General features: G+C 53.8%; 27 protein-coding genes. 3 read left to right on the top strand and 24 right to left on the bottom strand.

From position 1 onward, the window contains the following. The first annotated feature begins 53 nt into the window (after positions 1-53). From FUU19_RS22665 to FUU19_RS22655, 3 genes are read left to right on the top strand one after another with little or no spacing between them, the layout of a single operon-like run. Positions 54-410, top strand: a complete 357-nt coding sequence (locus tag FUU19_RS22665; RefSeq protein ID WP_072271515.1) for a GtrA family protein — start codon at positions 54-56, stop codon at positions 408-410. Continuing rightward, positions 407-1,318, top strand: a complete 912-nt coding sequence (locus FUU19_RS22660) for a glycosyltransferase family 2 protein (protein WP_060447306.1) — start codon at positions 407-409, stop codon at positions 1,316-1,318. Before FUU19_RS22665 ends, FUU19_RS22660 begins: the two co-directional genes overlap by 4 nt. 1 nt (position 1,319) lies before the next feature. Beyond that, the gene (locus tag FUU19_RS22655; protein WP_230490437.1) at positions 1,320-2,774 is read left to right on the top strand and encodes a glucosyltransferase domain-containing protein; all 1,455 of its coding nucleotides are present in this window, start codon (positions 1,320-1,322) and stop codon (positions 2,772-2,774) included. A gap of 13 nt (positions 2,775-2,787) precedes the next feature. Here the strand turns inward: FUU19_RS22655 and FUU19_RS22650 are convergent, their stop codons facing one another. The 24 genes from FUU19_RS22650 to FUU19_RS22530 form a co-directional block, all read right to left on the bottom strand. After that, on the bottom strand, positions 2,788-3,345 hold the full coding sequence (locus tag FUU19_RS22650) for a tail fiber assembly protein (protein WP_197832685.1): 558 nt from the start codon (positions 3,343-3,345) through the stop codon (positions 2,788-2,790). A 2-nt stretch (positions 3,346-3,347) separates the two neighbouring features. Then, positions 3,348-4,976, bottom strand: a complete 1,629-nt coding sequence (locus FUU19_RS22645; RefSeq protein ID WP_230490436.1) for a phage tail fiber protein — start codon at positions 4,974-4,976, stop codon at positions 3,348-3,350. A 1-nt stretch (position 4,977) separates the two neighbouring features. Continuing rightward, the gene (locus FUU19_RS22640; protein ID WP_182264655.1) at positions 4,978-5,565 is read right to left on the bottom strand and encodes a DUF2612 domain-containing protein; all 588 of its coding nucleotides are present in this window, start codon (positions 5,563-5,565) and stop codon (positions 4,978-4,980) included. Position 5,566: 1 nt separating this feature from the next. Continuing rightward, positions 5,567-6,814: a baseplate J/gp47 family protein gene (locus FUU19_RS22635; protein WP_230490435.1), complete on the bottom strand. Its 1,248-nt coding sequence runs from the start codon at positions 6,812-6,814 to the stop codon at positions 5,567-5,569. Continuing rightward, a complete protein-coding gene (locus FUU19_RS22630) occupies positions 6,811-7,167 on the bottom strand; it encodes a contractile injection system sheath initiator (protein WP_038875867.1) in 357 nt (118 codons plus the stop codon). The genes FUU19_RS22635 and FUU19_RS22630 overlap by 4 nt, the downstream gene beginning before the upstream one ends. Positions 7,168-7,175: 8 nt before the next feature. After that, positions 7,176-7,853 carry a Gp138 family membrane-puncturing spike protein gene (locus tag FUU19_RS22625; protein WP_182264658.1) on the bottom strand — a complete coding sequence of 226 codons (678 nt, stop codon included), beginning with the start codon at positions 7,851-7,853 and terminating at the stop codon, positions 7,176-7,178. Between the two features lies 1 nt (position 7,854). Then, positions 7,855-8,700, bottom strand: coding sequence for a baseplate hub protein (locus tag FUU19_RS22620; RefSeq protein ID WP_182264659.1), 846 nt, complete (start codon positions 8,698-8,700; stop codon positions 7,855-7,857). Further along, positions 8,697-8,999 carry a phage baseplate plug family protein gene (locus FUU19_RS22615; RefSeq protein WP_182264660.1) on the bottom strand — a complete coding sequence of 101 codons (303 nt, stop codon included), beginning with the start codon at positions 8,997-8,999 and terminating at the stop codon, positions 8,697-8,699. The genes FUU19_RS22620 and FUU19_RS22615 overlap by 4 nt, the downstream gene beginning before the upstream one ends. After that, entirely contained in the window at positions 8,999-9,805 is an 807-nt protein-coding gene (locus tag FUU19_RS22610) for a phage baseplate protein (RefSeq protein WP_230507382.1), read from the bottom strand. Before FUU19_RS22610 ends, FUU19_RS22615 begins: the two co-directional genes overlap by 1 nt. Beyond that, positions 9,802-11,736 carry a transglycosylase SLT domain-containing protein gene (locus tag FUU19_RS22605; protein WP_230490433.1) on the bottom strand — a complete coding sequence of 645 codons (1,935 nt, stop codon included), beginning with the start codon at positions 11,734-11,736 and terminating at the stop codon, positions 9,802-9,804. The genes FUU19_RS22610 and FUU19_RS22605 overlap by 4 nt, the downstream gene beginning before the upstream one ends. 208 nt (positions 11,737-11,944) lie before the next feature. Then, positions 11,945-12,349: a hypothetical protein gene (locus FUU19_RS22595; RefSeq protein WP_049194151.1), complete on the bottom strand. Its 405-nt coding sequence runs from the start codon at positions 12,347-12,349 to the stop codon at positions 11,945-11,947. Then, complete coding sequence (locus FUU19_RS22590; protein WP_038875737.1) at positions 12,349-12,786, bottom strand: phage tail fiber protein; 438 nt, start codon at positions 12,784-12,786, stop codon at positions 12,349-12,351. The genes FUU19_RS22595 and FUU19_RS22590 overlap by 1 nt, the downstream gene beginning before the upstream one ends. Then, a complete protein-coding gene (locus tag FUU19_RS22585; RefSeq protein WP_182264662.1) occupies positions 12,786-14,270 on the bottom strand; it encodes a DUF3383 domain-containing protein in 1,485 nt (494 codons plus the stop codon). The genes FUU19_RS22590 and FUU19_RS22585 overlap by 1 nt, the downstream gene beginning before the upstream one ends. After that, complete coding sequence (locus FUU19_RS22580) at positions 14,251-14,802, bottom strand: phage neck terminator protein (RefSeq protein WP_230490432.1); 552 nt, start codon at positions 14,800-14,802, stop codon at positions 14,251-14,253. Before FUU19_RS22580 ends, FUU19_RS22585 begins: the two co-directional genes overlap by 20 nt. Next, positions 14,787-15,152 carry a hypothetical protein gene (locus FUU19_RS22575; protein ID WP_049194153.1) on the bottom strand — a complete coding sequence of 122 codons (366 nt, stop codon included), beginning with the start codon at positions 15,150-15,152 and terminating at the stop codon, positions 14,787-14,789. Before FUU19_RS22575 ends, FUU19_RS22580 begins: the two co-directional genes overlap by 16 nt. Continuing rightward, complete coding sequence (locus tag FUU19_RS22570) at positions 15,149-15,628, bottom strand: hypothetical protein (RefSeq protein ID WP_182264663.1); 480 nt, start codon at positions 15,626-15,628, stop codon at positions 15,149-15,151. Before FUU19_RS22570 ends, FUU19_RS22575 begins: the two co-directional genes overlap by 4 nt. Continuing rightward, complete coding sequence (locus FUU19_RS22565; protein ID WP_038875751.1) at positions 15,629-16,099, bottom strand: DUF4054 domain-containing protein; 471 nt, start codon at positions 16,097-16,099, stop codon at positions 15,629-15,631. A gap of 3 nt (positions 16,100-16,102) precedes the next feature. Continuing rightward, positions 16,103-16,447 carry a hypothetical protein gene (locus tag FUU19_RS22560; protein WP_230490431.1) on the bottom strand — a complete coding sequence of 115 codons (345 nt, stop codon included), beginning with the start codon at positions 16,445-16,447 and terminating at the stop codon, positions 16,103-16,105. 3 nt (positions 16,448-16,450) lie between these two features. Continuing rightward, entirely contained in the window at positions 16,451-17,479 is a 1,029-nt protein-coding gene (locus tag FUU19_RS22555; protein WP_142075388.1) for a major capsid family protein, read from the bottom strand. After that, positions 17,479-17,961 (bottom strand): structural cement protein Gp24, encoded by a 483-nt coding sequence (locus FUU19_RS22550; protein WP_038875760.1) that lies wholly within the window; start codon positions 17,959-17,961, stop codon positions 17,479-17,481. The genes FUU19_RS22555 and FUU19_RS22550 overlap by 1 nt, the downstream gene beginning before the upstream one ends. A 1-nt stretch (position 17,962) precedes the next feature. After that, positions 17,963-19,288: a DUF2213 domain-containing protein gene (locus tag FUU19_RS22545; protein ID WP_197779434.1), complete on the bottom strand. Its 1,326-nt coding sequence runs from the start codon at positions 19,286-19,288 to the stop codon at positions 17,963-17,965. 3 nt (positions 19,289-19,291) lie between these two features. After that, a complete protein-coding gene (locus FUU19_RS22540; protein WP_197833154.1) occupies positions 19,292-19,975 on the bottom strand; it encodes a phage head morphogenesis protein in 684 nt (227 codons plus the stop codon). A 40-nt stretch (positions 19,976-20,015) separates the two neighbouring features. Further along, entirely contained in the window at positions 20,016-21,557 is a 1,542-nt protein-coding gene (locus FUU19_RS22535) for a DUF1073 domain-containing protein (protein ID WP_230490430.1), read from the bottom strand. Further along, complete coding sequence (locus FUU19_RS22530) at positions 21,557-23,176, bottom strand: TerL protein (protein ID WP_219230666.1); 1,620 nt, start codon at positions 23,174-23,176, stop codon at positions 21,557-21,559. Before FUU19_RS22530 ends, FUU19_RS22535 begins: the two co-directional genes overlap by 1 nt. Positions 23,177-23,231 lie beyond the last annotated feature (55 nt).

Raw genomic sequence — 23,231 nt, 5'->3', positions numbered from 1 at the left:
CAATATCATGCGATGGCAGAATATGGCAAACCAACATTTAAGAATTTTACGCATTGAATACTTTTATACGTTATGCATCTGTAGGGGTAATGAATACCCTGGCTCACTGGGCTGTTTTTGGGCTCATGCTCTTTAGCGGTTTCTCACAATCAGTTTCAAATGTTGTCGCTTTTGGCATCGCTGTAACCGTTTCGTTCTTTGCTAACGCCAAGTGGACGTTCAAGGCACAAGCTACAACTTACCGCTATATGGTGTATGTGTTGTTTATGGGAGGTATGGCATTCTCTGTCGGTTGGGCAGCAGATACGCTACATGCAAACCCAATTGTAACTCTCGTTACTTTTTCAGTGATCAGCCTAATCTGTGGCTTCATTTATTCTAAGTTAGTTGTCTTCAGGGAAGATAAATGAAAATTTCACTTGTAGTTCCCGTATTCAACGAGGAAGAAGCAATTCCTCTATTCTACCAATCTGTGCGTCAGTTTAAACCTTTTCAGCATATAGATGTAGAGATCGTTTTCGTCAACGATGGTAGCTCAGATAGAACGGAAGAAATACTGTCTTCCTTATCTAATGATGATCAAAATGTTAAATCGATAAATTTTTCCAGGAATTTCGGGAAAGAACCTGCATTATTTGCTGGTTTGGAAGCCGCTACCGGCGATGCTATTATCCCAATTGACGTTGACCTTCAAGATCCAATTGATGTTATCCCACTATTATTGAATAAGTGGCAAGATGGTGCAGACGTGGTGTTGGCTAAACGTATGGATAGGCAATGCGATGGCCGAATGAAGAGAAAAACAGCAGAATGGTTTTATCGAGTACACAATAAAATAAGTAAACCGGCCATAGAAGAGAATGTAGGTGATTTTAGGCTGATGACCAGGGAAGTGGTAGAAAGCATTAAATTACTTCCAGAGAGAAACCTATTTATGAAAGGTATCCTTAGCTGGGTTGGCGGAAATGTTGAAATTGTTGAATACTCTAGAGCCGAGCGAGTCGCAGGAACCAGCAAATTTAATGGCTGGAAGCTTTGGAATTTGGCAATAGAGGGAATTACAAGCTTTTCCACCTTCCCTCTTCGTGTTTGGGCTTACATTGGATTTTTTGTTGCTGCAATTTCCTTCATGTATGGCGCATGGATGATCATAGATAAGGTTATTTGGGGAAACCCGGTAGCTGGCTACCCTTCAATTATTGTTTCCATTCTTTTCCTTGGCGGTGTACAGCTTATAGGAATCGGAGTGCTTGGGGAATATATTGGTAGAATATACATTGAAACCAAACGTCGCCCACGCTATATAATAAAGAAGTGAGATGAGAATTAAAATGTTTTGTAAAATCGACAAAAAAGCACTGCTCCTTTACTCAGGGATTGCTCTTCTTTTTATTTATCCATTAATCCAAGCTGGTATTTTTTATAGGGATGATCTAGATAGAGCCATAACTGGTCAGTATGGATGGAGAGGATTAGGTCGGCCTGTTGCAGATATTCTCATGAAAGTTTTATCCGCCAGTGGCCACTATAACCTTGATCTATACCCCTATACTATGATTGCTTCCTGCTTGTTTATCGGTGGGGCATCGCTTTTACTTAGCGATCATTTATGGAGGTTAGAAGTTCCTTCACACAAATTAGTTGCGGCTCTTCTAATTTTCAATCCATTCATGCTGCAAAATATCGCTTACAGATATGACTCTTTAGGCATGTCCATCGCTTTTTTCCTAGCGGTTATGGCTTATACCTATACAGCCAGTAATCCTACAAGACAAACTTTAGTAAAACTGTTCGCTGGCGTACTATCTTTAACCATATACCAACCATGTGCAAATGTATTTATTGGTTTACTTGCTGTAGACGTAATGATCGCAGCAGTAAAAAATGACTGTAAAGCTACTGACATTATAAAAATAATACTTAACAAAACGGCTTTATTCGTCTCTTTTTACATGGTTTACATGTTATTCTTTGCTGCAAAAAGTAATTCACGCGCAGAGATCATATCAGCTAATACTGAAGGGCTAGAGCATTTAGCCTCTACGCTTAGTTCATTAAAAAACATGGCGCTATCATATTTCCATGGCCCAGTTTATATTTATTTTTTGATTCCAGTTATTGCTGGCTTGATTTTCATGTTGTTTGCAAATCGCCATAAGAAAAAATCTATATTATCATTCAGTCTTTATTGGGTTATTTCCCTATTTATATTTTTAGTTTCACTGATGGGGCCAACCATATTTCTTAAAGATGCTCCGCTATTCCCCAGGACTTTGGTTTCCTTCTCAGCGTGTCTTGTTTTAATTTCGATTCCCATTGTTTATTTTTTACCAAAAATGAAATATTTATCACTAATTCCTGTTATTACAGCAATTGCATTCAGCGCACAATTAGGCAGTGCCATTAAATCACAGCGCGAGTATGAAGATTTTATTTTTAACATGATCAGTCGTGACTTGCTCACTCATAATGAAATTACCACCATCGGAACAGTTGGCCAGGTCAATATAAATGAAAGGGCTAAATTGTTAGTGGACAACAAACCATTAATAGGGTATTTCCTTAGCCCTGCATCTGAGTTTTTAGCTTCTTTTCAACTAATTAACAAAGGATTCCCGCAGACTCTGCATGGTTATGGAGATGAACAAAACAATAAAAATGTGCTTTCTCGTATGATTAGCAGTGGGATTAAACCAATTTCAACTAATAAGGAATATTCTCTGTTCATTTCAGGTAATACAGCCATTGTATCATTGGGAACGGATAATAATTGATCTATTCAGCCCTCTACCATGAGGGCTTTATTTTCGGTTCCGGCCACACGATTTTTTCAAGATCTGTGTCATCGCTGATCTTCTCGATCTCGTTAACGTAGTCCATCCATACCCGCAATTTGGCTTTCTCTTCATCGGTAGCCATACCCAATAGCAACTTGCTATTGAGGGTTTGCGTAACCTGGTTAACACGTGCGATACGACGTTCTTTCTCCCCCTGTAACATCTTGCGCTTTTCAGCAGAGCTGTAGGTGCGCTTAATCACCCTTCCGTCACGATATACCCACGTCATATCGTTGCACGCTTCAGGTGGGGTTTCGCTAATCGCCACCTCTGCTACTGAGTAACCAGGAGGGAAAATTGCTGTGACGTCTTTTGATATACAGACGATAATACCATTCTCGTCATACATGACCTTCAGCGTGTCTGGACTAAAATCCGCCTGACAGGCGTACCAGTCTCGCCCATTTTTATCTCTGGCGTAAAGAATATCAGGTCTATATGCTGGCTCATTCTCTTCGGTGGATTTAAAATCAGGCTTGTAAATAGCAAAGTTTTCAAATTTAACCATGATTAAGAAGTCCCTATATTTCGCCAAGAACCATTAATTAAAACTTGGATATATGAATAAGAAGCCCAAATAGATGGGTTATAGTTGGCCCCAGACATACCAGTAAACACGCAACCGTCAGGAGCTCTAACTTGCCCGCCAGTATCAGGCTGGTTAATTCGTCCAGTGAGCCTGACGTTTTGGACAAGATTTTGATAAGCCCATCTTTGTGCGTTATTTTGCGCGTTCGATATATTTTGATTCAGCCAGTTGCTAAGGTAGCCTCCCCATTGAGGGCCTTCGACATTGCCGTCTGGGTGCCATGTAGTCCCGGCGGAGTTGCTTATAGCAGGCCAGCTCCCATTAAGAGAAAGCGAACCATTATTGTTAAATGCCGGATAGGCATCCAGTCCCCCTCCGTGGATATGGAATGATAATGAACCATATTTCCCTACAGTCTCAAGATAATAAATATCTCCATATTGGTCACCAGCACCTTGGATATGCAGTCCGTTTGTTTGGTTAAAACTTTGCCCGTTACTTGTATAGGGGTTAACCCCTAACTTATTAATATATCCGGTATAATTAACCGAAAAACTTGTACCTACATTTATGGAGCCGTCACTGGTGGAGACAGCAAGCGGTCGCAGGTTATTAAATGTCCCCCACTGGTCACCAGCATTGGTGAGCATGAGATAGAGGGCATTGCCGTCATTACGCCAGAATGTACCGTATTGACCTGCAACGATCCTATAGGTGTCGGTATAAGTCGAACCTAGCGCACCACTCATTCTATCGCCAGTCTTAGCAACAGCGTTTACATCGGCAGCAGTAGGTTTAAACCTATCGGTATAAATTCTCGCCCAGGTAATCCCGCCAGCCTCTGCTTGTGAAATGCCGACATACGCCGCCAAATTACCGCCAACAACAGCTACGTAGCCTGAGGATGGTGCCGCATCCATAGGCAAGCATACAACGCCAGCTGATACGTTTCCGGACACTGCAGGAGGCTTATTGGCTGACGAAGCATTTACGCGGAAAAACTGCGCGATGTTACTGTAAGCGTCGCTTTTGGCTATTGGCCCGACACCCAAACCCGCCGTGCCCATTTCCATTACATTACCACTGCCAGTGCCGACGTTTTTCGTCGCAGCAGTACCGAGCTCAAGATTTTTCCGGCCCTCCGCTTTATTTTGTAAATCCGCCAGGTTTTGTGACTTTTGAAGAAACAGCCCATTGGGATCCGCCAACAGATTTTTCCAGCCCGCTGCACTGGCGCCATCCGGATCCGTTGTGTTCGCTTCAACTGTATTCCACCAGATTTTCGAGCCGTCAGCGCTTAATACCGTTGCGCCTTTTGCATATCCGCCGATAGCCTGAGCAAAAGCAGAATCAAAGGTATAATGGCCGCCGGCTTGAGAAAAACGAATTGCCGCAGTGATGTCGTTCAGCAGTCCGTTAAAATCCTTCCCGTGCGGTGGGATACCGCCGGCCGCGATTGCTGTCATTGTGAGTGGCGGAAAGCCAGAGTCATAGGCAGCTTTGCCCTTTTCCTTGGTTTCCTGCGTGGCATTATTGGGGATCGTGTTTTTGTCAGCTGTACCGCTGGCGAACGGCACTGCAATCTGACGCGGTTTATCTGTCAGTTTCATTTTATGCCTTCTGAATTATTGAAACGTTAATACCTGGCGGCGCCGGCAGCGCGCCGGAGGACTGGACGATAGCCAGCTCTGCGGTCGACAGTTCAAACTCGAACACATAGCTCATCTTCATTCCGCCATCGTTCTGGATATAGGCGCGCCCCCGATCGCCGAACATGTAACGCAACATCCGATTGATATTCGGTATTGAACAATCGGTGATATTGCTCATGGCTTTCATCATGATCAGACGGCGATAGATCGGGTCCGCAAGTTCAATGGTCTGCGTTGTGCTCTCACCGCTATAGAACGGCGCCTGGTCAAATGGGCGGGGATCTGTCCGCGTTGGCGTATCCAGCCGCGCCTCACTGAACCCCAAATAATTAAAGTCGTCGTCGACCGTTAGCCGCCGGCTTACGTCCACAATTTTTCCCCACATATCGAGGCCATAGGTCTCTGCGGTTTCGATGTTCCAGATCAGATCGTAAAAATCATCGACGAACTTGTCGGGGGAAACGGCTTCGTTGAAGCTGCCTATCAGGGCGTTAAGGCGGGGGCTGGCGGCGTACTGTGCGAGCACAGTGGCGGCCACATTCTGCAATTTAGACCTCCTGCAGCTTTACGCTGATATTGTTCGGATCCAGCGTCGGAATTTCGTCGATTCCAAACTGGAGGGATGAGGAAAAGGCGTTACCATCCCTGCTCAGCGCCAGGCTGAGAATATCGATGTTTGAAGGGTCAATGCTGTAAATGCCCGCATAGAATCGCCCGGCGGCCAGCGCAGCCGCTGCACGCGCACGATTGCCCCCATCAGCGCCATTGAATGCCGCGATCACTTTACCCTTTACCTGATCGGTAATGTCCGATGGTAAATATTCGCTTTTTTTCAGGATAACCCTCACTGACACGCTCACCGGCTTCAACCCTTGCCAGGTGATCACATACTCCGGGTATGGCGGCTCATAGCCGTCGGTATCTGCAATCGTGTATGAAGAATCACCGTTCATGTCGACACCGGGCGGCGCCTTGCGCCAGATAGCATCCGCGATATCCTCAGCCTTTCCGCCATATACGCCAACGTAGAACGAGTTTTTCTTCAATGTATATTTGGATGAGCCGACTTGTCTGTCTACCGGGGTCGGGTTATGCGTAACGTATACATCCACTACGTTGGGAACTTTTGCGAGGATCTCGCCGCGGATCGCGTTCAATGTATTCCGGGCATTGTTGGCAACGGAATTGCGTCGGCGGTGCTCAAAGTCGGCTCTGCTCTCCTCATTGTTGCCCGGCACCCCGGCGGCGCGGTTCGTCACACCAGACCAGCCAGGGATCGCTTTGTAGACCTTGCTGAGCGCACCAATGGGGCAACCGATCGGGCCTGTCGTGAGGTTCTGGAAAACCACATCAACGCTACCGGCGGCGCCGATCGTGGCGTCGGACAGGCTGGCGTAGAGATACCCTGCTTCATCCTGTGCCAGGCTTCCAGCAGGGATCAGCGTATCCACCAGCCCTGAGCACGTCCCGGTTACTGTCGTGCCGGTGGCACCGATGCGGTCGAGGAAATAAACCCGGCCAATCGCATCCTGAAACCTGCCGCTGCTGTAGTCCGCGTTCACCTGGTTCGCGATCGCCAGCAACTGATCGTTCTTATCGGCGATGATGGCCGAATCGCTCATCGCCAGCTGTCCCTGTGGGCTTGTCAGGCTGGTCCCCATCGAGCTCCCCAGCGCGGTGGAGAAATCGGTTAGCCGGCCGTTTAGTATGTCCACCTCATCCGGTACCAGCAGCCCCGTTTTTGAAAACGTAACCGCCGGTACCGCAGTTGTATAATTGGTGTTTTCATCCGTCATAACAGCACCGTGTAATCGTTGAAATTGGTATCGGTGATCGTCATTACGCCACCAATACGGCGATCGCCATCAGAGACTGCCGTACACAGCGCGCTGGAGACCGTCGGCAGTTTCATCGCCTCCTGCTGCATTTTGGTGTTAATCAGCTGCGTGCCGGGCCAATGGCCGAGGATCCGCGGGTAATAAGGAATTCCGAGCGTGTTGTCATACCAACACTCGCCAAGGAAAGTGCTGCAGGCGCACGCCACATCCTGCGCCACCGCATAAGGATTGTCTGTGACCGCCAGGTTGCCTTTGTCGTCCAGCATCAGATCCCAGGTATTCGTATCGAGAAGAAGTGAGCGAGTTTGCATCATGCCCCCTATTGCGGTTTATTCGTCTGCGCGCTGCCTGATTGCACGCCACCATGCACGTGGTCACCAAACTCGATACCACTAATCATGGCGCCGGCGGACAGGTCCGCTTTGCCTTTGGCTGTAAACTTCTGGCTCACCTCGGTCGCGCCGTTCAGTGCGATTTCCGGCGAGTTAACGGCAAAGCGCTTCGATGCATTGGTTTCAACATCCGGCGCATTCAGCGTGATTTTCCAGGGTGAAGTTACATTGATCTGCTGATCGGCAAACTCGACAAATTGCACCGGGTCGCCATTCAGCACACCACCCAGATAGATCGCGTCTGACAGGCTGTGCGTGCGCCTTGATCCCGGCATAGCGGGCTGGCGCGTGGCTTTAATCCCGCTGATATCCCGATCGCAAATCGCTATGAACCCAATATCACCGGCTTTCGGTGGCATGATCACCGCACTTTGACCACCCTGTAGACGCCACACCGGCACGTTGTAAATTACCTCATGCGGGATAGGTGAGCCGTCGCCAGCGACGGCCATCACCATAGGGCGAATGTCCACGTGCTCCCCGTTGGCATTGATCACCCTACCCAACGTGATAAACGCATGACGCCCCAGAAACTGGCGCATAACGAAGTCCTGCGCGTTGATATCACCATTCAGATCGGAGCCGTTTACATGAAAATTTTCCATATCAGCCCCCGGGTTGCCGCAACAATTCGCAGGATGTTGAACATTGGCCGCCCTCAATCCATGAGGTTAACGTGTGCATTGCACCGAGCACCGCATAGCGGCCGCTGGCGTTCGGGAGTGAGGTCACCAACGACAATTTGCGACCAATAAAAATATCAGGACAGAACAGACACGAAATGCTCAGCCCAACATTGGTAAAAATGGGATACCCGATTAATCCGTGGTCGGGAGAAACGAGCAATACCGACTCTTTTCGGGATACTCCCTTTGGCCAGATCGTCACCTTCTCCACGTTGATATCGATTTCGGCATCAACAGCCCGTGCCGCCTCGATCATCTGCTGCGTGATATCTCCCTGGAAATACGGATCGGGCAGCGTGCGTTTAACGCCCTGATTCTCATATTTCAGCCCCACTGATGATGCCATTGGCATCAAAATGTCATCGATCGAGACGGGGCCTTTCGCGCTGAATGGCGACACCTTTTTCGCCCGCAGATAAAACATCATGTTCGCCGTAATAATCAGCGGCACATCCGGAGCCTGGTTGTAATCCGCATATGCATCGCTGATAAACCCTTCGAAAATCAGACGGTCAGCAGCCCATACGCGGATCCGATTAGGCTTGGCCCCATCAATCCAAATCCCTTTGTAGCTCAGCGCCGCCATCTGCTGGGCCACGAGCCCCCACAGATAAAGGGTAATTTGCGTGCCGGCAATCCCGCCATACGCCGCCAGGCTTATATAGCAGCGCGCATTCTTGACGGTAAGCACGTTACCCCGATCGTCAAACGTTCGCCCCTCTGCCAGGGTAAACTCCACCCTGATATCCCGTTGTTGATAGCTCACGGCATTTCCTCCGGCGCAAGGTAGTAAAGTTTGAAACGCTCACCCAGGCCGGACCATTCAGGATCCGCGTTTCCCGCCAGGTCAGCGAAAAATAATTCGCCGGCGAATGGCAGATAGACGTAACGCACGATCTTGTTGCCGTTCAGGCACAACACCCCCTGCAGGCAGGGAGTGCCGTTAACGGTCAGATCGATATATAGCCCCGTGGTACGCTGTGCCAGACGAATTTCACAGGCCTGATTATTCAGGGAGACGGTGAATCGTTGAGACTTGAGGGGCTTGAGTACAATTTCCAGCATCAGGTTAAACTCCGCGCCAATTGCTTAACCGCCGCATCCAACTTTTGCGTCGCGCTGACGGTGACCTCTCCGAGAGGTTTGGTCACATCCTCGACCGCTGACGAAACCTTATCGGCAATGTTCCCAACCAATTCCGACGCCGAGCGCTGCACGCCGGAGATCGCTTTCTTCACATCAGAAAGGGTGGAACCACTCGTTGAAGAGGTAACGAGCTCCGTTTTGGCGCTCGCTCCCTGGGTGATTTGATTATTGGTAGTGTCGGCCTGCGATGTCTCGCTGCTGACGGTCACCTCGGCCACGTCCTGCACGTCCTGAAAAACCGCCGTTACCGTAAGCAACGTCGGGCCGCCGTCGCTTCGGATCCGATAATCGTATTTGGTCAGGTCATAGGACGAATAGGTTTTGTCGGGGGTTTCGATGTCATAAACCTCCGCCGTTGTGCGCATCGTCTCCAGGGTGGCCAGCACGTCCGAGCGGGATGTCAGCGTGAGATTGGTCAGGTTCGTAAGCCCGCCTGAAAACCCTGTCCAGCCTTCCACGGTAAACGTAATGTGTAATTCTGCCGGCCGCTGCACCTTGTTGAATGAGGTGTAACCACCTCGCTCGATCGGCGCCGTGGTGATCGACGCTTCGCCCCCCACTTCGATAACGACAAATGACGTTGGCGAAAAGGGCTTCGTGCCGACACTGGCGCCGGAGGCATAATAAACTCCGTATCCCGGTGCCAACACGCTGTTAACGACAGACAGCAGGCCACCGCCCCGCACAGCATTCAGTACAGTGGCCTGATTCAGGGAAAACCTCATGTCGACACTCCCGATGCATACGCGCCCACAAAGCTGGAGCGATTAATTTTTTGCCTTGCGTCGTCGATGATCCCTTTCGTGCTGTCCGCCGGCGAATTCACCTGCAGAGTGCCGATATGGGTTGTTTCGGTGATCGTGGATTGCGAACCGCCGACCGGCTGGCGCGCCTGCGCCGCCATGCCTGCGCCCGGCTGAGGCAAATTCGACAACACCTTCGGCACGTATTCCCGCGTTTCCTGCGGGGCCGCGCCGAGCCCTTTGCGCTCAACATTACCCTGGCCCCAGTTATACGCCGCCAGCGCCTTACCCAGATCACCATCGAACATTTTCAGCAGCTGCGACATGTAGCGCGCTGCGGCATAGGCTGATTTCTCCGGATCAAAAACGTCATCGCCGACCAGCCCAAAGTCCTTCGCCGTGCCTGGCATGAACTGAAACGGCCCTTTGGCGCCCGCTTTCGATATAGCCTGAGTATCGCCGCCTGACTCCGTGATCACCATGCTGCGCAGCAGCCCGGCAGGGAGCCCGAACGTTTCCTCCAGCTTGCTGAGTTTCGGCTGCAGCCACGCCAGCATTTCCTCACCGGCCTTTGTTGGCTGTGGCCGGCGTACAGATTGAGCAAACTGCGTCGGAGCCTGGTCTTGCCCGTAACCATCACCACGCGGAAGATTGATCCCGAATGTATCCTTAACCCAATCGTGAGCGGATTTTCCCCACCCCTCTACCTTGTCACTGAATGGCAGATTGTTCAGGGCATCCGCAACGGGGTTATTTTTCAGCGCAGGGTATTTTTCCTCGAGGGGTTTAATGACAAACTCCTCAAGCGCCACCAGAGCTGCAATAAGGCCGGCAGGCCCCATCAGCGCCCCGCTGAGCCCTTTAAACAGGGAAAGCAGCTTGCCACCCACCGATGCGCTAACCAGCAGCAGAATGGCGTTCTGCCAGCCTCCTACCGCATTGGCGGCTTCACCGGCGATACCGACAATGCTCGACAGAACATCGAACACGCCCTGCACTGCGGCTTTGATTTCATCCGGGTGCTGTGCCATCCAGCTCGCCAGATCGTTCAGCCACGCGTTGAACTGTTTGATGTAAGGCAGCAGCGCGTTAAAGAGGATGTATCCCGTTTTCTCAAAGGCCTGGCTGATCTCTGCCCACTGCTGGCGAAACTTTCGCGCCGCCGCGATTGACTGATCGTCAACGCCTGAGTGCGCTGTAAATCGGTCAACATCGCGCAACGCATGGCCAGAGCCGAACCATTGCTGCGCGGCGTAGCCATACCCCAGCTCACTGCCATAGGCCTGCTGCTGATCCTTATTCAGGTTTGGAAACGCGGCTGCCAATTTGCGGACAATATCTTCAGTCCCATCCCGGCCCAGTTCGATATTGGCGCCCGCCTGGTTGGCGGCCAGTAGCAGGCTTTGAAGTTGTGGATCCAGCCCAAGGCCAGATTTTAAGCGTGCCTTTGCATCGTTGATGCGGGAGAACGCGCCAACAATCTCATTGGCACTGACACCGAACGCCTCGCCCGCCTTGGTCCAGCCATCCAGCGATTTGGCCGACATGCCAAAAGCATCGGCCGCCGTCGCCAACTGGTTCAGGTTACTGGTGAACCCGGTAACAAAGCTTTTGAGGCCGCCCAGCGACAACGTGACGCCGGCCAGCGCCAGCACCTGGGCGCGAATACTGGAAAAGAACGACGCCGCCTTTTTGCCGCTGGCTTCCATGTCTTTGGCGGTTTTGTCGGCTTTTTTCCCGGTTTTATCCAGCGCCTCGCTGCTTTTCTTCTCGCCGGTGTCGAACGCCTGCGCAACGTTCTCCATGACCGCTGTCAGGCGGTCAAGCCCTGCCACTACCGCCTGCTCGCCAGCGCTGAAGTTTTTGTCATCAATACCCAGGGCGAGGACGAGCTCGTCAAGTACCATTGCCACTATTTCCCCTCCTGCATTACGCGTGCGTTATGGGCGTCCACCTGGATGATTTCCAACAAATCCCACAAGTCCTGCACACCAAGCACCGCATCCAGCTCGGCCTTGGAGGCTTTGCCGGCGGAAATCACGGTAGCGATGGTGTGCGGAACGTTGGTGTAATCGACAAGCCCAAACGGCCTGTCAGGATTGGCAAAACGAGGCGGTATATCTAGCGGCCGGCGGTAGCGAAAAAATCCACGTGCAGTTTGAACACCTCCGCGCGCAGGTTAAGGCGTGTGGCCACTTCATCGATATCGGCTTCAATCAAAGGGCGAACCACGGTTTTATCCGCTGGATTCGGCACGGCCTGAACACAGGTCATCAACTCATCAAGCAGCGGCTTGGCCTCATCCGGGGGGATCTTCGAAATCGCCTTTAAGCCCTCAACAGCCATCGCCGCGATCCCCATGCTGCGTAAATTATCGGGGATCTCGACGCCGCCGCGCCCCATCGCCATGAGCGCCCGCAAAGCCCACCATTCAGCCTGTGACGCCGACATTTCCTTGATATAGAAAACCTTGCCCTGATCGCGCCCGGCGGCGTCGATAGTGATAAACGTCTCTTTACGTGCCATCAGTTAAACGCCTCCGGAGTGATGGATTCCCATTCGATGATCGCCTGGCTGGCCTGCAGAATGCGGCCGGCATCCGGTAGCGCCTTCCACTGCTTCAGCACGCCGTTCACGCATTTATATTTGCGCTTGAGCGCCGGCAAGATAACCGTTGCATTGCAGCGGAACACCGCCACGCTGGCGCGCGATGTGGTCGCCCAGGTATCGAACACGTCCCGGCTTTCCGAATCCGGCATAATGTAGATCGTCTGGTTGATGTTGCCGTAAATGAAGCCGGCCGATAACTTGCCGTCGGCGCCGCGCACCGTTTCCGCCAGGCTCAGCGCGTCGGTCCCGTAGATATTATCCGCAGCGAAGCCCTGCAGCTGCACGCCTGACGGGTACAGGTTCATTACCGACAGCGTAATAATGGCGTCGGCAGAAGTGATGGTGTTGGACATTATTGAACCTCCGTCGATGCAATATTCAATTTCTGGATGCTGCCGCCGTCGCTGTACCACAACGCGCAGTTCGGGCTGGTGCGACCTGGTCGAAGGGCCGGCAGCATTTCACCGACATAGAGGTAGTACCCCGTCGCGAAAATTGTCGCCGACACGTCTTCCCCTACTGCGTTGCTGATCTCCAGTTTTTGCGCCGCGGACAGTGTCACCCCGGCACGAATGCCGCCCCATGCTTTAAACTGCTCGATCACATCGGTCATCGAGGTTGCAACCAGCGCGCGCCCGGCGTTGTTGTAGGGGATCGTCTTGTTGGATTTGAACAGCGCCAGCACCGCGCCCTGCAGGTTGGCGTTCAGCCAAATTTGCCCGGCGAAGCTGTCCAGCCATTTGAAATCGCCGGTGATCGAGCCATCTGCCCAATAATCCTCGACGATGTTATTGGCGGCGTACTTGCCGTAGAAGTTATAGCCATTGGCGATCAGCACGTCGTACTCATCCCCGCTGGTCACATCGGCCGCCAGCCCGTTGTATTCGCGGAATTTGAACGGCACGCGCCCTTCTGTGCGAGTAAAGTCCAGCGCAGCGGCATATCCCAATACGGATGCAGGTTTTTTCACGTCAGTGCAGAACACCGGCACGACACTCCCGTAATTGTTCACGGTGATGATCTTGTACGCGATGTGATCCTGATTGCCCGTAATTCGGGCTTTTTCGTTGGTGGTCCACGCCACATAGAAAAAGCGCTCCTCCTGCGCGCTGGCCCATGCGGACAACGCCAGGTGTTCATCATCCTTGCACTCGAAAACGGTCGAGAATGAGGCCCACTGCTGCGACTTGGCGATGATTGCCGTGAACAGCGCGGGAACCACTGCCGCCGGCGCCCCCTGGGAGATCTTGGCGCCGAGATCGCTGGTCATCTTCATGGGTGCCGCTGCGGTGCCGGTCGCATACGCGATAGTCGTCGCTTCCGGCTTGGTGCCTGCAGCAGTGATGATGAAGGCATTGTGCGTGGTGTCATATACCACCGTCGCCACGGCGGCCGTCAATGAGGTTTGCAACGCGGCGGCCGCCTCCGCAAAACTGGTTACCGCGCTGAAATTGACTTCCGCACTGGCATTCTTCCCGCTGATGCTGATCGTGAGCGTACCGGAGATTTTTTTCAGCTCCTCGACCGTCACCCCTTTAAACGATCCGCTGCGCAACCATGCGGCCGCCGGCGCGCGGTTGAATCGGGCGAACAGCAACGCCCCCGGAGATTTTGTCGCGTTGTTGTAGCCCTGAAAATACATGGATGCCATAACGTATTCGTCAGAGTCACCACCGAAATAATCGGCCACGCTCGAGGGTGACGAAAACGAAGGGACGTCGCCGATCGGTACGTAAGGGCTGTCGGTTAAAAGCAGGCCGTTGAGGTCGACCGCATTACCCACGGCGGATAGCACGCCCGGTTTGATTTTTACGTCTTTACTGATTGGAATTGCCATCGATGGACTCCGTTGTGGTCGTTTTGATGGTCACGTTGTCGAAGAACGCCAGAGGCGCACTGACCACCGGTTTGATTTGCGCGATGAATTCCAGCGTCCAGCGCGGCTCGTATTGCCACTCGCCGTTAATCATCGTGGTCTGACGGGGATCGCTACAGTAGAGCGGCGTTAAGACGCCCCCGGAGCAGCGAAAAGCGGAGGTGCCAAACTCCGAGCGGATCAGCGTGGCGAACATCAGGGAATTTCGCTCCGCGTTGTCGCCAAAGAAATCAAGCTGACATTCCCAGCGCGTGGTGCGCGTAATGTGTTGCGTACCCAGTCCGGCCTCCAGTGGCGGCGAATACTTTACCACCGCCGTAGACAAACCGGCGGAATTCAGCGAAGTCATCGCGATAAATTCGCCCTGTGGCATCGGCACCCCGTTTTGCTGAGTGCGCTCGATCTGCGCATCAACAAAAAGCCCCTGGAGAAAATCGCCAAGGGCTTTATAGAGATCGCTTTCAGTGATCGAGAGCGTTACGTTTGCAGACATGCAACAACCCTCGTCCAATCCGGCCAGTTCTCCGGCACCGCCACCACAAGCCACGTTTCGCCCGCGATGACGAATTTGTCACCGCCGACCTGCTTCGGTCGGCTCACACCGCACCAGTTCCCGTTCGTATAGATGGACGTGAACACCCCCTGAATATTCAGGTTGTCCAGGTGGCGGATATCGCCCTGGGTAACAGCCTGTTTTTGTACCATCATCGGAATAGGCGCGTCATAGGCCGGCGCCCGGGAATAATCCTCACGTTTTTCGGCACCTAGCGATCGATAAATCTGCGCCTCAACGAAGGGATTAACTGCGCCGACGGCGCGCGAAACAATACCGTGCAAATTCACTCATCACCTCCATCAACGGCATAGTCGACGCTGTTCTGCATGTGGCCAGTGTCGACCAGCGGCTTATCGAACCCTTTGCGCTTAATGGTCGACTCCGCCAACGGCGGAGAATTGAGCTCCCGGATAGAATCCTGCAGCTGGCTTTTTATCCGCTCCCCCATCAATCCAAGCGCTAACCGCGCGTCATAATTTGATGAACAGATAAGCTGCGAAAACTCACCGGGCCACTGCGTACTGTTGGCTGAAATCATGTTGCGGAAAAAAGGCCGCGGCAGCTGAAAATAGGACTCCCCGGCCTTGGTCATCACCATTTTTCCGAACTCGTTCGCGGCGGCCACCAGCGCAACCGGGGTCCCGTCCTCATAGGTCGCATCGGCCAAAAAACCCACCTTGAGGCGCTTGCCCGAAGACAGCCCTTCGGCAATTTGCGCCAGGCGCGCTTTAAACGCGGCACCGCCGCGAACACTGGCACCCATTTAGCGCCCCCGCCTGACCGGCCGATAGTAGTGGTCTGGATAGCGAGATGGCGATGAGCCCGGGTGATAAACCATCGTCCTGTAGGGCGCGGTCGCTTGCCAATAATCCGCGCCATAGGGAGTCTGCAGATACCACCATGACTGATCGTTACTGCCGGCGCTGTCCACCGATACAGAAACCGATCCCTCTGAGGCACTGGTAATGCGGCCAACAAGGCCGCTTCCCTGACCGCCCGACTGTCCTGAACCAAATCCGCGCAACGCACAGAGATGAGCAACAAGCAGGAAAAATAACTGCTCGCGCTCTTTCAGATCCTGCACTTTGCTTTCATCGGTATTATCGAGGTAGAGGGTCGAGGCCTGATTGAACAGCGCCTCGAGCAGGTCATCACTTGGCGCCGATCCGCATCCCGTTGCAAACGCCGGGTAAAGCGCCCGAAATGCCTTGATGTTGAAAACCACGGCGCCCATGCATTACTCCTTTTTATTCATCGCTTCATCATCACGCTTGATCCCCGGTGCCGGGTTTTTTTGCGGCAATGGGTCAAGGCCTGACTTCAACTTTTCCTGCTCTTTAGCCTGCGCACGGGCGCTGTTGCCATTGTCCTGCGCGAAGATCACGCCTTTTTTTACATACGGCTGATCTTTGTGGATCTTCAGCCAGGCGTCCCACAGTTCCTTATCGACCTGTGTGAGGCCATAGCCGCCGATAATGCGCACATCTTCGCCGCGGTAACCCGCGACCGCCTGCTGATGGCCGTCGACTTCCAACACCAAACCGTTCGGCAATTTGCAGCCCACTGTTACTTGCTCTGCCATCTTTTAAACCCCCAACATTTGTACGTAAGCCAGCGGTTGGCGAATGATCGCCCCCCAGGTACCGGCGGATTTTTTCTGGTGCCAGGCTGAAGACTCCGTCACCACGGCGTGCGCGCGCATTTTCTCGGTGAACGCACAGTAACCGGTGTCGTTCTCCCCCAGACGCTCGGCAATCAGCTGAACCACTTCACCCGCGTCGCTGGAATACTCCACCGCCGTTTCGATGGTCATACCCGGGAAGTTTTTCTGCAGCAGGTCTGCAACGTTGACCTTGTATTGGTTGGTCTTCGTCAGGTTGGCTTCCGACAACGGAGACATATTCAGCTTCATCGCGTCGGTACGTTCGACATGCCCTTTGGTCTGACTGACGAGCTGCTTGTACAGCTTGACGATGTCGTTATAAATCGCCTCTGCGTCCTTATCGTCCCATTTCAACTTACCGCCGACGTCAATCGGGGTAATCGGCGCCGACAGCGATGGATCGTTCAGCAGGCCATAGTTCTGCAAGCCCTCGATGCCGTAGAAGTAGGATTTATTCTGGAACTTGTTCAGCACCAGCGCAGACGCGACATTCAACTCCGCCGCCCAGCCAATGCGCGCCGCACCGTACATATCCAGTTCGCGTTCACCCCAGCGGGTGTGCGTCTGGTAGTGGTAGCTCTGGCGCGGCACCCAGTTTGCGTTCGCGGTTACCATGCCGTTGTTGTTGTAGTCGCCGTAAGAGCTGGTGTCACCGGCTGACTCCACGATCGGGAATTGAGTGGTCAGCGTCGTCCAGTCGCCTTTTTTGGTTTCGCCCAGGATTTGAGCCGCTTTCATCGGTGTCACCAGCACGCGAATTAATTCGGGATCAACGTAGTTGGTGAAATAGGCCGGCACGCCGGAGTTTGAGACCGTTACCAGATTAGGCTGCGCATCCATCGCCAGCGCGAAATCGCTCGCATACTCCGGCGGCAGGTAAGCCTGCGCGCCCGGCAGGATGATGCCGTAATCGCGGCTGGCGGTAGCGTAATGCTGCTTAAATTTATTCATCACTTGCTCCAGGTGCTGATTTTGATACGTTCTTTGGCCGCCGCGGCGCTGGCCACCGAGAATGCCGTTTCCGCAAAGCCTTCAATGGTCGCGCCGGCGGCACCGGTAGCAATCTCGCCGGTGGTCAGTGACGCAAACACTTTTTGGCCGACAGTGGCTGCCGTCGTGGTAACCGCCCAGTAATCACCGCCGGTGTGCAGCGTGCACTCTCGCCCCGGCTGGATCACATTAGACGCCGCGCCCAGCCATTCAACGATTGACGCCTGGCCATCGCGAGGAACAAACCCCGACGGCGCGCCAGTGCCTTTGTTCGATGCCACGCCCTTCACCACCCAGGCAAATCGCCCAATGGTTAACCCGTCGGCGCCGGTGACCAATGCCCCCTCACCGGCCACATAGCTGGTGTACGGGTTGTTACTGGCAAAAGCCCCCTCAATACCCGGAGCCGGGTATTGGTTAATGCTCGTCTGAAATCCTGACATGTTAATAACCTTTTTTAAGTTTGCTGGCGGTAGGGAAATCGGCAGCGAAAGACGATGCAGCCGCGGAGTCATGGGCCAGTTTCGGCGCCTTAACGGCCCGTTTTTGCTCTACGGCATACTTCACCATGCCGCGGAAGGCGCTTGGGTGTACGTCGGTGATATCGATCCCGGCCTGTTCGAGCGCGGTGCGGTAAACCTCCTCGGCGGAGTCCATCGCCACCACGTCACCAATCAGGGGGCGCACCTCACTTTCAGCGGTGCGAACCGCCTGGAAGTTTTTCGCCGCCGCCTTGGTGGCGTTGTCAGCCGCCAGCCTGATAGCCGCGTCCATCGCCGGTTTGCTGACCGTATCGGGATTCGGTTTTACCGGGTCTTTTGCTGGATCGTCCGGGGTGTCATCCGCAGCCGGCATCAGTACCGCTTTGATTTTTTCCAGCACTTCCTCCGGCACTTTGTCGGACAACAGCGCCAGGATGCTTTCCAGTGGGTTTTCGGTATCAAACGCTGGCCCGTTCTCTTCCGGCTCGACCACTTCTTCGGCGGCCTCCATCAGTTCGGCAAGCTCGGCCGGCTCGATTTCCATATCCTGCGCCAGGCGGCCGGAAAACGCGGATTTGACCGCATTCGCGATCGCGTTGGGGCGTTTATGCTGGCCCACCAATTGCGTGAGGTCTTTCGGCGAGGCGTCTTGCGCCAGGCGAGGTTTAAGATAGGCGCCCAGCGCTGCGCGCATGGCGACACCCTTACGATTTAATTTCATGTTTTGTAACTCCTTCGGGAGGCAATCAAATACCAGCACATCGGATCCGGCCCGGCCGTCACCGACCAGCGCCACGTGGTTACCGACGATATCCCGCATCACGCCGTCAAATTTGACGCCATCCGGGGTAACGCCTGGGGTCATGTCAGCGACGTACGCATACGACGATGACAGTTCTCGTTGCTCGTCGGTCTCGATACCGGCGATGGCGGAGTTGTCCCAAATCGACAATCCGTTTGTTAGGTAGGTGCCATCAAAATCACTGTTGGCGTGCGTTGTCCCCACCCGAAGCTCACGCGCGGGCGCGCCTGGGTAATCAGGCTTGTGTCGGCAAAGGATGGGGATGTTATTGAAGGTTTTCGCTGCCTTGCGCAGCTCGTCGGGGTCGCGGTACAGCATGTACAGCCGATCGGGCTCAAGCCCCAGCGCCTCGGAATTCGGGATTTCTCGCCCGTAATAGCCGCACACGTTGGCCTTGCTGATGTTGCTGCGTTCTACCTGCAGCCGTCCGACCTTATCAATTTGCCGCACCGAACCCCGGTCAAATGCCAGTCGTTCAGTCGTCATTCATTACTCCAGTCCCGGTAAAATCGCCTCCCATCCACACCTGCAACGTATTTTTTCGCCTGGCATGATCCATTCGCCATCGATAAACATACCTTTGTCCAGATCGAACTCTTTGCCGTCGGCTTTCACATGGGAGGGGCGCGGCTCTTTCCCTGCGTGGGAATGGCGCCAGCGCCCGCGGCGGATGCCAAGCGCACGCTGGCGCGCCGACTGCATGGCAGACGTTGCCTTGTTGTTCTGATCCAGCGCGATAAAAGCCGCCCGGCGCCGGGTGACGCCATAGCGCTGTTGCAGCTCTTTGGTAAGGGTGCCGAGATCACGCCCACGGGATACCGACTGCATTACCAGCGTTTCGACCTGCGTGAGGTACTGCTGCGAAATGGAGCGGATCAGGTTGACGTTCTCGGTGATGGTCGCCTGCAGCGCGTTGTTCATTTCCGCCGTCATTTTGAATGGCACAGTGAAACCGGCCTGCTGCAATGCAGTGGAAAGCGACGCATCGCTATTTTTCATCACATCAGAAGCGAAACGCTCAGCCAGTTTCCCGGCCAGCACATCGAATTTTTTTCGCCAGCGCCGCGACAATTTGCGCATGGCATCGCGCATCATGATCGCCGGTGAGGCATCCTGCGCCAGCCCGGTCTGACGGTATTCGGCGCGCAACCAATAAAGCGTGCTGTTGTGCAGCTCCTGCACCGCCCTATCCAGCTGCCGCCGGTACCAGGCCTCAATTCCCGCGTTGGGTCGGATCTGACGGAGGGTCTTTTTCCGACGCGCTTTCCTCGAGGTTGAAGTTTTCGTCGTCTTCGTCGTCAATCTCAATCTCCCCGCTTAAATCCAGACCGCTGTAGGGGCTGTTCGGATCAGAGGCCAGTTTTTCGCGCACCTCGTTATTCGTCACTGAGCCAATGGCCTCGTAAATCTGGTCCGTCTCCGCTTCTGTTTTGCGGATGGCGGCCTGCTGTTCACGTGTCATTTCGTGCAGGGATTCGAATTCAAAGGTGATGTCCGGATCGATGTCGCCAAACTCCGACAACTGGATAATGTCCATCACGCGCTTTATCGGGTGCTTGAGTAACCTGGACGCGCTGGCCGCTATCGTGTCGTAGAACACTTTGATCTCGCCCTCGCTCGAGGCATTCAACCCCGTGGGGCTCAGGCCGGCGAACTTCACCGACGGGATCGCGCTGACAAAGAACATGTGCTCTTGTGCCTGCGCCTGCAGCGTATCCAGCCCACTCAGTGGTGTGTTGAACTGGAAGAACTCCTCCTGTTGCTTGTCCAGAATCAACAAGCCGCGCGTGTCCCGCGTGCGGTTATACAGCTCCGCGCGCTTGGCATAGTTGGGATCGTTCTTTCCGCTTAACGCATTCGTCATGTTCGTGCTGATGCCGCTCAGGGAAAAGGAATGAAGCACATCCCCCACGCTATCGCGGGTACGCAGCCAGTTATTGACGTAAGGCTCAGCGATTTGTGTCAGCGACAAGCCGCCGAAGTTATAGGCCGGCTTCAACATGTCAGGCACCGGCCTGGAAATCAGATCCAACATGCGGCTGGCGTGTACGGTCTTACCCATCACGAACCACTCCGCCGGCTTGTAGAAATCATCGCTCAGCGGGTTATCGGCGTTGTAGATGCCTGGGTAGGTCCATACCGGCTCAATCACGCGAAAGCCCACCAGCGAGCCGGGTGTGATTTTTTTGTTGGACAGAAACAGCCGGGATTGCAGCTCCTCCGGATCCGTCCATGCGGACAAACCGCGCGGGGAACGCACATCGATGTATATCTGGCCGCGGCCGAAAAATCCGTCGTGCTCAATAGACAGGCGGAAAACATCCTGCACCTTGTAGCGCTCCATCGCCTTAACGAGTAGCGCGATGCGGTCAGCCTTGCTTTCATCCCCGTCACTGGCCGCTTTAACCTTGATCCATTTGCGGGTCATTTCCTCGGCGATCACGCTCACCATCCGGCGATATTCCGGCAGCTGGGCGAGTTGAGCCAAATAGGGATAGCCTGGGAAGCCGCCGAAAACGTAGTCAGGGTAGCTGCCGTTCAGTGAATCGTATGGCGTTGCATCCATCGCAAGAATTCCACTGCGGATATCGTCAGGGATAACACCGGCCGGCGGTTCGTACTTCTCGAACTCACGCCGCTTTTTGTGTCCGACCTCGGCGAGCATCTCGTCGCTGATCGCAATCCCTGGCGATTTTGGCGCCTCCTGCACTGGCGGCGCCTCGTCACTCGTTTTTTTTCGCTTAAAGGGCCACATCAAATACTCTCCAAAAAGTCGTCGGAAATGAGCATAGGCATTTCCATTGGGGCGTAGGCGATCATTGCCGAGTCGGCGAGGTTCGGTGATTTGGTGCCGTCAGGCTTTTTATCAACCACGATTTTCCCCACACCATTCACCGTGTAAGTGGGCTGGGATAATTCAATAACCAGCTTGTCCTTTTTTTTCATCGTCCCAGAGATGGAAATAATTTCGTCAGGATCAAACTCCATCCCTTCAGTCACTGCGCGGTAGGTTTTTTGGAACCGGGTACGCAATGACCACCACCCCTGTGCTTTTGCATTGGCGAAAAAGTCCTTGTTAAGTCGAGCTGGTCGTCCGTTATCGCCCCGAACTGCTTCGCCCTCGGGATCGAATACCGCTCCGCTACCGCGGAATGGGACGGCGACAATTGTCGGTATCTCCTCAGCTTCGCGGTTTTCGTTTATTACCCGTGCATCGCCGCGCGCCCCGGCCCCCAGACCATCTGAGTCAAACCTGAAGTGATCAAGCAGTTGCTGATCGCAAATGGTAAAAGCTTTCTGAACGGTTCCAAAAATGTCGTCGCCCTTCCCCGACCACTCGTCGATATCCTCCAGGAGGAAACCGTGACGGGACGTAAAGGCGTTGGTGTCCTTGCCCTCATCGGCAACATCCAGCGCCCCCATGCGCACGCCCGTTGGCTCGATGCCAAGCGCGATGTGAGCGTCGATCGCCGCCTGCACCCATGCAGACGGGATCAGCACGCCCTCGACGGATGCGCTGTAGTTGATGTCGATTTCTTGTGCCACGGTGACCGCGTCGAGTTCCTCTACCTGCTTGTCGTACCAAGCCTGGTCTTTGCGAGGGTCATCACGCCAGTGGAACGTAAACACGTCGATCTTGCCGCTATGACGGCGCTCAGCGAAGGAGTTGGCCATGCCGTTCGGCGTTGAAATGTCCTGCCGGCAGTTGGTGGTGGCAGACAGCGACGCATCAACCAGATAAGGCCGCTCCAGGAACGCGGATTCGTCCACGATGTAGAAACTGGTGCGGTCACCACGCCCGATGCCGTCGCCGGCCTCACCGGTCATTGCTGATTCGGTTTCCGGGAATAGGATGCGCATGTGCGGCGCGTGCTGTTTGGCACTCCAGCCGCCGCGAAACTCTACCGGCAACAGGCTAATGAAGTTACGGGCTTTGTCGAACAGCGACTTCGGTGAGCCGATTTTATCAACGTATTCTTCTTTGCGAGAGCCGAAGCCGGCGAAAACGCCCCGATTAAACAGGCAGAGCGACGACGCCATCCCCACCGTCAGCCACGACATGCCCATGTCGCGGGTTTTCTCCGTGATGCCGGGTTTTGATGCCCGCCAGTGCTCTACAAACCACTGGATCCACTCCTCCTGTTTTGGGAACAGCAGAAATGGGATGCGAGCCGGTAAGCCACGCTCGACGTTGCGCGGGTCAACCGTCATTCCCCAATCAATGATGAACTGGGCCGGGTGGTCCTTATAAAAGGCCTTCATGATTGGGAGCGATTCAGGATTAGCCCTGATACGCTGCAGGCGTTCCATCCGCCATTCGAACACCTGGGTGTAGTCCGGGTTTTTGAAGTCGAAGGGGAATGGTATCGGCATAATGAAAACGACCTTGTTGATGTTTGCATGCAAAAGCCACATATTAGATGTGCTT

The organism is Serratia montpellierensis (assembly GCF_020858655.1).
GTDB lineage: Bacteria > Pseudomonadota > Gammaproteobacteria > Enterobacterales > Enterobacteriaceae > Serratia > Serratia montpellierensis.
Note: the sequence above shows the minus strand (reverse complement) of the source record. Positions and strands in the feature narration are given on the sequence as shown.